This window comes from Photobacterium sp. 53610 (assembly GCF_036409375.1).
Taxonomy (GTDB): Bacteria; Pseudomonadota; Gammaproteobacteria; order Enterobacterales; family Vibrionaceae; genus Photobacterium.
In genome coordinates this window covers 198494-210555 of record NZ_JAXOFS010000005.1, presented here as the reverse complement: position 1 = coordinate 210555, position 12062 = coordinate 198494, and the positions used below count along the sequence as shown (strand labels likewise).

Below are 12062 nucleotides of genomic sequence, written 5' to 3'. Positions count from 1 at the left end.
TATTTATAACGGGGGCTTCGCCACTCATTACGTTGAGTATGCCGGACTCGATAATCGTCATTTCTTCCAATCGAGCTTTATGGTTTATTGGCGAAGAAGTATTAATTTTGTGGTGTCACTTTCCAAATTGTAACACTAAGTTTTCACAGGCTTAGTGCCTTGGTGGCTGCATCCTCTGAAGCCGGAAACAACCGTGAAGCACAGAACGCAAGACAGTCGAAGAACAGCTTTGATCCTCCAGAAGCTAGAGCATGAAACTCTCTCAGTTCATACGCTTCACTATTACTATGGGATCAAATCCTGTATTTCGCAACTTTTGTCCTCACTCTTTCTGTATCCGCTTCTTTGACTCATTCCGTACCGATTACCGGTATGTTTAGCCCGTACCAGAGAATCTTTCTATTCTTAAGCGATTGGCCGGGATCATTTGTCATCATTTCGTGTAAAATCCCCTCTCTTTGATTAGCTGGTCAATTGAAAAGGAGACCCAGTGACACTCGGCAAAGCATTCGCACAAGTTCCTACCGCTCAGGCTGCTTTAGCATTAGCCATCACAGGGACCGGCCTTGCCTGGTCACTCTACTATCCAAGTTATGGCAATTTCATCCGCTCTCTCTGTGCGTTCGTCGGTGCCTGCCTCCTGATCCCGGTCGTACTGAAATATCTGCTGAATCCGAAGCTGTTTCTGTCCGATCTCAACCATCCGTTATACGGCAGTCTGATGCCCCCGATGTCAATGACAATGCTGGTACTGGCCGATTATCTGGCAGGCATTCATCAGGCCAGTGCCCGCATGCTGTGGTATCCGGCTCTGGCCCTGCACTTAACCATGATGGTGATCTTTTTCAGTTGTCAGTTAAAGAAATTTCGTCTGATTCATCTCTATCCCAGCTGGTTCCTGTACCCGGTTGGCGCCATCAGCGGTACTCTGGCCGGTTCACAACTCGGGTACACTGAGTTTTCAATCTTCATGACCAACGCCTGCGTGGCCATTTACTTCTTCATGCTGCCTGTTGTGTTGTACCGGCTGTGCTTTGCCGGACGGCTTCCGCGCGTGGCAAGACCAACGCTGACCATCATGGCCGCGCCGGTGAACTTATCTCTGACCGCGTATCTGACCAATCTGGACACGCCGGATCCCGTTCTTACCGGTGCGCTGGCCGGAATCGGGATCACCATGACGATCTTTGTCTACCTGTGCTACATCGATATTTTAAAGTACCGCTTTCAGCCCTCCATGGCTGCGATTACCTTCCCTTCGGTGATCAGTGCCGTTGCGATGCACCGCCTGATCGAGTGGCTGCCGGACGATCACGTTCTGTCGAAGTACCTCAATATGACGGGAGTGATTGAAATCAGCGTTGCAACCTTACTGGTCCTCTGGGTAGGCGCTAACTACGCTGTCCATTATTGGAACACCTACCTCAGAGAGCCGTCCAACGCCAGTCGCTGATCTAAAAAAGGCCCTGAACGGGCCTTTTCTTATTGAGCTGATGGTGCTGTTTCTGATGCTGCCGAAGGTTCACCAGACCGATCCAAATGTCCCGAAAACCAGGTTAACAGGAAAGCCAGCATCACGATCAGTGCCCCAATCCACGGTGCATCCGTCAGCGCCATTCTTTCAACGACCACACCGCCGATGACAGATCCTAAGGCAATCCCCACGTTAAACGCAGCAATATTCAAACCTGAAGCGACGTCGACTGCGTTCGGATTATACTTGCCGGCAAGCTGCACCACATAAACCTGTAAACCAGGTACATTTCCGAACGCAAAGGCGCCCCAAACCAGGACCGTCAAAACGGCCAGTACAGGACTGTGCGCAGTCATGCTGAACACCAGCAAGGTCAGCGACAGGGCCGCAAAAATCCACAGCAAAGCATTCACCGGTCCCTGCCGGTCAGCCAGCTTCCCGCCCCAGATGTTGCCAACCGCGACGGATACACCATACACCAGCATCACCAGACTGATAGCACCTTCCGCCAGCCCGGTGACCTGCTGAAGGATTGGCGCCAGATATGTGAACGCCACAAACGTACCCCCATAACCCACTGCAGTCATCGCGTAGACCAGCAATAACCGCGGATGGATCAGTACAGCCAGTTGCTGTTTCAGTTGTGCTGGCGGTGATTGCTTCAGATTGGAAGGGACAAGAAGCGCACTGCCGATCAAAGCAATCAGCCCCAGTAACGCCACAATCAGAAAAGTTGCCCGCCAGCCAAAAACCTGACCAATCCAGGTTCCCAGTGGCACACCCGTCACCAGCGCAACGGTCAGCCCCGTGAACATGGTCGCGATCGCACTGGCTTCTTTTTCTTTGCTCACCAGACTTGTCGCAATCGTCGAGCCGATAGAGAAAAAGACACCGTGGGCCAGACCGGTCAGAATCCGTGCGGCAATCAGGGATTCATATCCGGGGGCCAGCCAGGCCAGAAGATTCCCGCCAATGAACAACGCCATCAGTGCAAGTAAAACCGTTTTGCGCGGCCAGCGTCCGGTCAGTGCTGTCAGCACCGGCGCCCCAATGGCAACACCCATGGCATACAGGCTAACCAGCAACCCCGCAGAGGGCAGGGAAACCGACAAATCCTGTGCAATCGTGGGGACAAGCCCGACAATCACAAACTCTGTGGTTCCGATAGCAAACGCACTCAATGTGAGTGCCCAAAGTGCAAGCGGCATACATCAATTCTCCGTGATTTAAGATTGACGGCGAGTATGCCCAGCCTTATTTTTGTAAAAAACAGCACCAACAACAAATGACTTTATCGAAAATGACAATAATTTCCCGCACAGAAGAGCTGGAGATTTTCCTGGCTGTCGTCGACAGCGGCGGATTTTCTGCAGCAGCAAATCAATTAAACATTCAGGTTGCCAAGGTTTCCCGGGCCATTGTGAGGCTGGAAACAGAACTCAGCACAACCTTGCTGACACGCACCACACGTCGGGTCGAACTCACTGAAGAAGGGCGCTTCTTTGCCGAACACATCCGCCATGGCCTGAGCCAGATTGCCGGTGCAGAAGAAAAACTTCGCCTGCTCAAAGGCAAGCCTGCCGGACGCTTACGGGTCGATTCGGCCAGCCCGTTCATCCTGCATCAACTCGTGCCTCATATGGCAGCATTTCAGGCAGCCTACCCGGACATTGAGATTGAACTGATTTCCAGTGAAAGCTTCATTGATCTGATCGAAAAGCGCACCGATCTGGCCATCCGGATTGGGGAGCTGAAAGATTCAAACCTGCATGCAAAATTCCTCGGACGCAGCCCGCTGCGGATTGTCGCCAGTCCGGGCTACCTGGCAGAGTACGGCACACCAGACAGTATTGAAGCCCTGAGTACACATCGCTGTATTGGCTTTGCCAGTCAGCCGAATCTGAACAAATGGCCCTTTGTGAAAGGCCCCTATTCCCCGCGGATGCACATCCAGGGCAGCAGCGGGGAAACAGTCCGGCAACTGTGTCTGTCCGGGAACGGATTCGCACTGCTGTCAAACTTCATGGTGTGCCGCGATCTGGCCGCGGGCAGGCTGGTATCTGTCCTTGAAGCAGACATTGTGACCCCCAACGACAGAGAACCGATTCATGCGGTGTATTACAGAAACACGGCACTTTCGCCGCGTATTCGCGCTTTCCTCGACTTTATTGCGGAAAGACTGTGCCTTTAGCCACTGATTATTGTGAATTCTGAAATAGTTATTTGTTCGTTGTGGTCTTTTTCAAAGTGCAAAGGGGAGTAACCTGAGCAGCATCACTCACAATCCCAACAAGGAATACAACATGAATCACCCGATGCCGCATCTGGGCTTTGGCACTTTTCGTCTGGAAGGACAAACCGCATTTGACTCCGTCACCCTGGCGCTGAATGCAGGTTATCGCCATATCGATACGGCGCAAATCTATGGCAATGAGCAAGCCGTAGGCGATGCGATTCAGGCATCCGGTATTGCCCGAGAAGACATTTTCCTGACCACAAAAGTCTGGACAGATAATTTCAGCCGGGAATTATTCATTCCGAGCGTTCAGGAAAGCCTGCGTCAATTGGGCACATCTGATGTCGATTTGCTGCTGATTCACTGGCCGCTGAAGAATCAGGAAGTCGATATGGCGGACTATCTGGCTTCACTCAAGCAGGCTCAGGATCTGGGGCTGACCCGTCAGATCGGTATTTCCAACTTTACCTTGGCTCACATGGAGCAAGCCGTTCAGATCCTGGGGAAAGATGTATTGCTGACCAACCAGATTGAGGTACACCCGTATCTGCAAAACCGCCAGGTGACTGAATACTGTCGCGCGCTGGGCATGCGCGTCACAGGTTACATGCCGTTTGCCTACGGTGCTGTCCTGCAAGATCCTGTCATTCAGGCGATTGCAGAAAAACATCAGGCCACAGCAGCGCAGGTCGTTCTGGCCTGGATGCGTCAGCAAGGATTCGTCACCATCCCGTCTTCCACCAAACAGGCGAATATCGAAAGCAACCTGGACGCTGACAGACTGACGCTGGATGAAACCGATCTGGCGGACATCGCCGCATTGGATCGTGGGCACCGAGTTGCAAATCCTGACTTTGCACCAGCATGGGACTAACGATCGCTGGTCTGGGTCATTGTTCCCGGCAGCCGGATTGTAAACCGGCTGCCTTCTCCCAGCACGGAGTTCAGCTCAATACGACCTTGCAGCGTATTTACCATAGCAGAAACCATGGCGAGCCCTAACCCGTACCCCGGCTGATGACGACTTCCTTCCACCCGGTACAAACGCCTGAAAATCAGCGCCTGATGCTCAGGCGCAATCCCCATCCCCTGATCGGTCACGCTGAACCAGACACCTGTCCCATCGTAACCACAGGCCAGCTGAACTTCAGTGCCAGCCGGGCTGTATTTCATGCTGTTATCCACCAGATTCACGACAATTTGTATCAGGCGTTTGGCGTCAGAGATGAAAGTCACAGCTTCTAAGCCGTCGGTGTCCAGCCGAATTTCCGCATCTTCAGCGACTTCCTCATACCAGGCTGCGACCTCCGACAATAATTGGGCCAGTTCAATCGGCTGTGTTTCCAGCACATGCCGTCCCACCTGTTCGTCATGAATCCGCATCAGGGTCGTCAGCATCTGATTCGCCTGCTGGGCTGATTCAGCACAATCAGACAGGGCGGAACGCAGGGAGGCTTCAATTTGCTCGGGCTGAAGCTTTGCTGTGTCCCGGCTCAATGCGGCCTCGGTGGTCAGTATCATACGAGACAATGGTGTCCGGACATCATGAGCAATGGCATCGACGGTTTGATCCATGCCTCGAACGGTTTCTTTCAGCCGATTGAGTACCTGCTGCACACTTTGACTGAGCTGACCCAGCGGGCCGCCCGATTCAAGCTCTGGCAGATCCGTTTCCAGCATCACATCCAGGGACCAGCCCCGAACCTGATCCACCCCTTTGGCAAGGCTGTGCAACGGCGACAGCGTTCGGCTCAGCAAACGCCAGACGATCAACGCAATCAAGCCAACCATCGCCGCCAACGCAACAAACAACCCGGTTCCCTGAACAAATAGCTGGGTCCGTCTGGGCGTGCCGTCCATAATGAGCCAGTACTGCGAAGGTTTGCCATCCAGTTTCAGACTCAGATAAGGCGCATGGCTGAATAAATGATACCAACGCCGGTTCATGGACTGATATGCAGAAACAGTTTCCGGTAAATCAGGCCGATCAGCACCACTGAGCCACTCCAACTCTCCCGAAGAGTCGGCCCGGACAACGCTGATCGCATTTTCGATGAGCCGGTTGGGATTATTGATGACCACATGTTCCAGTTTGGTATCAGATTCAAAAGTCAGAATACGCTGATATTCCTGCCCGAGTGAACTCAGCAGCTTCCGCTCCTGGTAGTCGAGCAGATAGGTCAGGATGAACACCATCACAGCGTTGAGGAAGATAAAACAAATCAGCAGGGTCAGCAGAAAACGCTGAAACAGTGCCCGCTGAGCGGAACGGGAGGCCTGTTCAGCGTTCATGTCTGAGGACATAACCCACCCCGCGAATGGTGTGGAGTAAGGGCGCTGAAAAACCTTTATCGATTTTGCTGCGAAGACGGCAGACCAGCACATCCACGACATTTGTCTGGGGATCAAACTGAAATCCCCACACATGCTCCAGAATAATGGTTTTCGACAGCACCCGGCCCGGCTGGGTCATCAGTAATTTCAGGAGGGCAAACTCTCTGGGTTTCAGTTCAATACGCTGGCCATCGCGGCTGGCCTCCCGCGTCAGCAGATCCAGTGTCAGTCCCTGATAACACAGCGACTCAATACTGGCTGCCGACGACTGGCGCCGGAGCAACGTCTGGCATCGGGCTGCGAGTTCAGCAAAGGCAAACGGTTTGACCAGATAATCATCGGCACCGGACTGAAGCCCCAGCACACGCTCGTCGACTGAATGACGGGCACTTAAAATCAGCACTGGGGTCTGATGGCCTTCGCCCCGTAAACGGCGCAGCACTTCCATGCCATCCATTCCGGGCAACATCAGATCCAGAATGATCAAATCAAAAGCTTCCTGACAGGCAAGCTGATACCCCAGTTTGCCATCAGCACAGGCTGTCACCTGAAAATTCAGTTCTTCCAGCCCGTGACGGACGAACTCCCGAATCGACTGATCATCTTCGACCACTAAGATGTGCATCTCTTATCCTGTCTGTATGCCGCTGTGATATACCCAAGCCAGTTTTGATACTAACATGACGGTAAATTATCAAAGATTACAATCTGGTAATCTTCAGGCAAGTCTGTGGCAATTGAGGACACGTTAAAGTCTTTCCATCTCCCATCCCAAAGAAGGATAGAACATGAAAACTCTGACTCCCGTATGCCTGGCACTGTCCGTGTTTGCTGCTTCAGCATCTGCAGCAACGACAGTCGCAGAAACCCACCTTTCTTCAAACGCAGCTTTCGAACTCGCCAAGTCTACCGTCGCGCAATGCGCAAAAGATAATTACGCAGTGACGGCAACCGTCGTGGACCGTTCCGGAAGGGTTTTAGCTCAGTTGCGACAGAATCAGGCAGGATCGCATACGCTCGAAAGTTCGCGCAAAAAAGCCTTTACTGCAGTCAGCCTGAAGCAACCGACAGCGAACCTGATGAAACTAGTGAATGAAAAACCACTCTTAGCGCCGCTGAAAGATATGGATGACAACCTGCTGCTGCTGGCGGGTGGTTTACCGATTAACGTCAATAACCAGGTCGTTGGTGCGATCGGTGTCGGTGGTGCGCCGGGCGGGCACTTGGATGCGGCTTGTGCAGAAGCGGCCATCAAGGCCGTCATCAAATAATTTGTTTGTCTTGGCGATATCAATAACCGGCGGTATCGCCGGTTATTGTAATGAACTGAGCGTGATAAAGCGCTGAGAATGATTCCGTTTGTTTTTCAATCATCAACAGAAAGTACAACCGGAATCGTGAGCGCCTCAATCATGGCAAGCGTTGTGGTTGCCTGGCAATTAAAGTCGTTTTCTTGCTCATACTTTTCCACCGCTTCCTGTGCAGTCTCGGCATCAATACTCTTGATATCTAACTCAAACCCTTGCTCAAATAATTGTTTCTCTTCTTCGCGAAAGGTTTCTGAATTGACATCAAGAAACGTATAAGCTTCATGTTTTGTATAAAAATGAAATGTTTTCATTCTGTGTGCCCTTTTTCATCAGATAGTCACGGTGAACCAGATATATCAATGGGATTAAAAATGTTTCTTATCATCTGGTCGTCCAGCAATGAAATGGATCAGCGCTCGGATGAAAAGGCAATCTTGTCGAACATAAAATCAAATGCACCGGATTGGTGTTTATGGCGGCACTGCTCGACGGCTCTGAACTTTTGAATCGCTTCAGCGACTTCAGGGGCAGTGATCAGGAAATTTTCTTTCTCAAACCCTTGTTCAAGCAGCTGAGATTCACCTTCCCGATAATCAGACGCATCAATCTGAAGACAGGTATAAGACTTTTTCCTGGTAAAAAACTGATAGGTAGCCATCGTTACTCGCAGTCCCGTTCATAAAAAATGAAAATAAAAATTGGCTTTTACTGACGTTGACTTACAGGTGAACCCGGCGCTGAGAATCTAATTGATATTCATGATTTTCTGGTAGGACTTTTATCAAATGAAATATTTTTTTCGAGTCACTTCACGGTTCCAAGCCATTCAGTCTCGTTTGAAATCCCACCAGCAGTTCAAAATGCTTTAGAGATCCGCACCATCAGCACATAAGGCTCTGCTGGTGCGGTGATGGCAATCCATCAGGATGAAACAACCAACCGACCATTTACAGACTGAACCGGACGGTTATTACTATGCCCCAGGACCCGGTATAACGCCTGGATCTGATCTGCCGAAACTGTCTGAGGCTGCTTGAGCACAATCCAGCGAACCCCTTCAGTGCACGGCGGAGTCGTCAGCGAACCACTGAAACGGTAATAATCCTGTTTTGCCGGAAGCATCTGTCGCGCATCCACCTTTTGATTCAGAGAAACGGCTTTCCCGGCTACAGTCGGCATTTGTGTCCAGATATCAGCCAGCGTTTGATTGGCTTCACCTTCTTTAAACATCACAGCGATGACTGCCAGATTGCCGTTTTTATCCGCGTGAACAAAATGGCCTTCCAGCGGGAAAGACTGCCCCCGGATATGGTTCTCGCTCGGCGTGTGAAAATGAAACTGCTTCAGCTCAAACTGCTGGCCGTCCAGTGTCAGATAACTCCCCGGCGCATAATTCACCTGCACGGTATGTCCATTATCAATAACACTTGCCGACGCCGGCTGATAGTGCAATGAGAGCGGTGGTAATTGGCCCACAACCACTGCAGACAGATCAATCGGAGACTGATTTTTCCCCGTTGCGCATGTTGCAAAATCGCCACTGAGCGTCGCCCAGTGATCCGGTCCATTTGCCCCTTCGTATCCCCATGAATGCTCCGCAGCCTGTGCAACGGAGACAATTTGCAGCCCAATGAACAGACTGATCAACTGAACCACTTTTCGCATATTTCTGTTTTTCCTGTTGAAAGGTTCCATAATTCAAAATTTACATTGCTAAAAATTTCAGGACATGACTCAGCCATCCTGAATCAGATATCATCCGCTGCAATGAAACATCGAATTAACTAATAAATACTGCCTGAAGTTCAATCATAAAATTCAAATTAAATTTATTATTTGCTCGTCATCAAACAAACTCATGCAACAGAAAAAATTTAACAATAAACATGCAGAGAGAAGACAAAATCGAATGATTTAACCTGATATTAACCCCAACATAAAAATATATTTACATTGAATGAAAAAAATAAGAATAAATATAAAATCAACCTAGTAGATGTTTCAATTTGTAACAAAGTGAAATAAAAAGAACAATCGTTCTAAATAAACCCACTATTTATTTTTAAACGCTTTAGATAAGAGTTCAGGCTCATATTAAATAACAAAGGAACGAACCATGTACTGGTTCATTTCCCATAACTCAAATCACAGACTGAAAGCTCAGTCCACCAATTCAACACCTAAACTTTCAAGCAGATGCAAGGCTTCAAATCGGGAAAACCTGGCACCCTCAACGAAGTTCTCCAGCACATGAATATTGTATTGAGTCGATTCAGTGAAATCGACGCGACGCAGATCCGTTCGCATAAACAGGCTATGCGTAAAATCACAATACGTCATTGAGGAATGTTTAAAGTCCCCTTCCCTGAAATCAACATCGTGAAGTTTGCATTCATCCAGAACAAGTTCGTTCAGGGTCAGACCAAAAAATGAACCATCATTCAGAATACATTTCCGAAATTTCAATTCATGGTCAATATTGAATGCTGGCCAGTTTGCCTGCGTCCAATCGACACCGACTAATTTACATTCAACAAATGAGACCCCAAAAAAACGCGTCTGCGGTATCTTCAGCAGACTCAGATTACACCGATAAAACTGACAGTTAATAAATTTACAATTTTTGAAGGTCGACTCTGAAAAGTGACAGTCATGAAACTCGCAATCCTCAAACTCAACCCCATTGAACGCCGACAATGAAAGCAATAGTTTGCCGAAATTTTCATCATAATACTGTTCATGATCGGCAATGCGGTTCACTTGTGCTCCCATAAGCCTTAGTCCTCTGAAACAAAATCATAGACGACGACACGGCCAGGTAGAATTTCGCTTTGGCTGGTGCCCCGTCTCCGTACAACGGGTGACTGAAAATGACTTCAGTCTGTCCGTTTTTCACCTTACTCAGATTCTGATGTTGGCAGCACAAGATCAAACATACGTTTTAACTTATCGATGCGCTGGTTGACTTTGTTCGCAGCCCCATCCAACGTATAACCATCGTCTATCAACTCTTGTATCAATATGATTTTTTTCACATTAATCAGATCATACTGACGCGTCGAACTGTTTCCTGAGGTTGTCTCGATATACCCCTTCTCCTGCCAATAGCGAATCTTTCGGGTTGGGACACCGGTAATATCCGATGCTTCATGGATACCGACTTTCACTTTCTTTAAAAATTGTTGGTATTGATTCTCTGCCCCAAGACTGTCTTCAAGGATCATACTCAGCTCACTTCCCTTATCACCATTTAGTCATAGCATCTACCAAAAGCACTCGTTGCAGATTATTACTTCTACCTTTATCAGATATTCAGTCAATAACACCAACGACTCTAATTGGTCCGACTTGAGCTCTATAGTAGACCAATTGGTGTTTATGCTCAAAATCGATATTAGACGTAAAAGTGTAACAATCGGCGAATAGCACATACATGCAATGAAACTATTGACATAATGACAAACCTGCAATTACATTAATTGTCGTCAAGTTACAATTAATGAAGCTAGGGTTCACGATGAATACAAAATACAATTACTACCTCATCCTCTTTGTGGTTAGCGCAATCGCAGTTGTCTCACAGCTGTATCTCCTTCTCCCCGTCAGTCAGCTGCTCGCAGATGTCTTTCATTCCAGAACAGAATCAATTGTCTTATTGACCAGTTGCTTTGGGTTCGCCTATGCCAGCGGTTTTCTCTTCTGGGGACCGTTATCAGACCGCTTCGGTCGCAAGGCTGTACTGGTTGCAGGGATGGCAGGATTATCCGTCACCACCATCATTGTTGCCTTATGTCAGCAATATGAATGGGTGCTCACATTGCGCATCATCCAGGGTTTTATGGCCGCTTCTTTCCCGCCGGTGGCCCTGGCCTTTATCGGGGAATCCTTTCCGGAGAAAATGCGCATGAAAGGGATTGCCTGGTTAAGCTCTGCATTCCTTTTATCTGCACTGGTCGGACAAACTCTGGGCGCAGCAATGATTGAGGACTCCCTGCAAAATGTCATGCTGCTTCTTTCCAGCGTCTATATTCTGAGCCTGCTTGCCTGCAGCCGCTTACCTGGCTCACAGAGCCAAAACACGCCCAAGGTGAATGCCAAGGGGTATTTCAATATTCTTTTCAGAACCGTCACCAATCTCCGGTTATTACGGATCTATCTGGTTGCACTGGTTTTGCTGGGCAGTTTCGTGACCTTATATGCCACACTCACGTCCCAACATGCCGACGGTTTTATTTTTGAGAACCTGCAGGTCAATGATTTAAGGCTCTATTCAATTCCGTGTATGTTTATGCCGCTTCTGATTGGCCGTTTCATCGTCAGACTTGGTGCCCCGACAACCGTTTTTATATCAGTCATCACAGCTTCTCTGACGCTGTTCCTGCAGATGCAAACTTCGGACAGTGTTGTATTCATCATTCTGCACTTAATTTTTGTCTCTTCCATTGCTTCGGCCGTCCCGAGTGTCATCAGCCTGGTCAGCCAGACATCAGACGCGAGTAACCGCGGACTAGCCGTATCTTTATACACTTTCACACTCTTCATTGGCGCAAGCATTGGCGCAGTCATCCCAATGCACTTTGGAGAAAAAGGCGTGCTCTACTTTTCAGCATGTTTAGTTTTGTCTGCATTACTGAATGTACCGCTGTCTATTTTCAGGAAGGAAAAAAGTAGATATGCGAGCTAATCCGTCGGTTTTTTCATTCGCCTG

13 protein-coding genes are annotated in these 12062 nt (G+C 49.0%); 5 read left to right on the top strand and 8 right to left on the bottom strand.

Annotated elements, in window-relative coordinates; all coding sequences use genetic code 11:
- Positions 1-490: 490 nt before the first annotated feature.
- Complete coding sequence (locus SPK40_RS14980; protein ID WP_248142854.1) at positions 491-1453, top strand: TDT family transporter; 963 nt, start codon at positions 491-493, stop codon at positions 1451-1453.
- Between the two features lie 29 nt (positions 1454-1482).
- On the opposite strand, the gene SPK40_RS14975 is transcribed toward SPK40_RS14980, so the two are convergent.
- Entirely contained in the window at positions 1483-2682 is a 1200-nt protein-coding gene (locus SPK40_RS14975) for an MFS transporter (protein WP_330960997.1), read from the bottom strand.
- Between the two features lie 98 nt (positions 2683-2780).
- Here SPK40_RS14975 and SPK40_RS14970 point away from each other — a divergent pair, with 98 nt between their 5' ends.
- Both SPK40_RS14970 and dkgB read left to right on the top strand, forming a co-directional pair.
- The gene (locus SPK40_RS14970) at positions 2781-3665 is read left to right on the top strand and encodes a LysR family transcriptional regulator (RefSeq protein ID WP_330961056.1); all 885 of its coding nucleotides are present in this window, start codon (positions 2781-2783) and stop codon (positions 3663-3665) included.
- A 112-nt stretch (positions 3666-3777) separates the two neighbouring features.
- A complete protein-coding gene (dkgB, locus tag SPK40_RS14965; protein WP_330960996.1) occupies positions 3778-4584 on the top strand; it encodes a 2,5-didehydrogluconate reductase DkgB in 807 nt (268 codons plus the stop codon).
- Here the strand turns inward: dkgB and SPK40_RS14960 are convergent.
- Both SPK40_RS14960 and SPK40_RS14955 read right to left on the bottom strand, forming a co-directional pair.
- Positions 4581-6014 (bottom strand): ATP-binding protein, encoded by a 1434-nt coding sequence (locus tag SPK40_RS14960; protein WP_330960995.1) that lies wholly within the window; start codon positions 6012-6014, stop codon positions 4581-4583. The genes dkgB and SPK40_RS14960 overlap by 4 nt on opposite strands.
- The gene (locus tag SPK40_RS14955) at positions 5992-6669 is read right to left on the bottom strand and encodes a response regulator transcription factor (protein ID WP_330960994.1); all 678 of its coding nucleotides are present in this window, start codon (positions 6667-6669) and stop codon (positions 5992-5994) included. The genes SPK40_RS14960 and SPK40_RS14955 overlap by 23 nt, the downstream gene beginning before the upstream one ends.
- Before the next feature lie 163 nt (positions 6670-6832).
- On the opposite strand from SPK40_RS14955, the gene SPK40_RS14950 reads away from it, so the two are divergent.
- Positions 6833-7315, top strand: coding sequence for a GlcG/HbpS family heme-binding protein (locus tag SPK40_RS14950; RefSeq protein WP_330960993.1), 483 nt, complete (start codon positions 6833-6835; stop codon positions 7313-7315).
- 95 nt (positions 7316-7410) lie between these two features.
- Here the strand turns inward: SPK40_RS14950 and SPK40_RS14945 are convergent, their stop codons facing one another.
- The 5 genes from SPK40_RS14945 to SPK40_RS14925 form a co-directional block, all read right to left on the bottom strand.
- Positions 7411-7665 carry a hypothetical protein gene (locus SPK40_RS14945; protein ID WP_330960992.1) on the bottom strand — a complete coding sequence of 85 codons (255 nt, stop codon included), beginning with the start codon at positions 7663-7665 and terminating at the stop codon, positions 7411-7413.
- A gap of 98 nt (positions 7666-7763) precedes the next feature.
- Complete coding sequence (locus tag SPK40_RS14940; protein WP_330960991.1) at positions 7764-8012, bottom strand: hypothetical protein; 249 nt, start codon at positions 8010-8012, stop codon at positions 7764-7766.
- A gap of 263 nt (positions 8013-8275) precedes the next feature.
- Entirely contained in the window at positions 8276-9019 is a 744-nt protein-coding gene (locus tag SPK40_RS14935; protein ID WP_330960990.1) for a carbonic anhydrase, read from the bottom strand.
- A gap of 495 nt (positions 9020-9514) precedes the next feature.
- Positions 9515-10114, bottom strand: coding sequence for a pentapeptide repeat-containing protein (locus SPK40_RS14930; protein ID WP_442957583.1), 600 nt, complete (start codon positions 10112-10114; stop codon positions 9515-9517).
- 137 nt (positions 10115-10251) lie between these two features.
- Complete coding sequence (locus tag SPK40_RS14925) at positions 10252-10578, bottom strand: MerR family transcriptional regulator (protein WP_248142864.1); 327 nt, start codon at positions 10576-10578, stop codon at positions 10252-10254.
- A gap of 293 nt (positions 10579-10871) precedes the next feature.
- Here SPK40_RS14925 and SPK40_RS14920 point away from each other — a divergent pair, with 293 nt between their 5' ends.
- On the top strand, positions 10872-12038 hold the full coding sequence (locus tag SPK40_RS14920) for an MFS transporter (RefSeq protein WP_330960988.1): 1167 nt from the start codon (positions 10872-10874) through the stop codon (positions 12036-12038).
- Positions 12039-12062 lie beyond the last annotated feature (24 nt).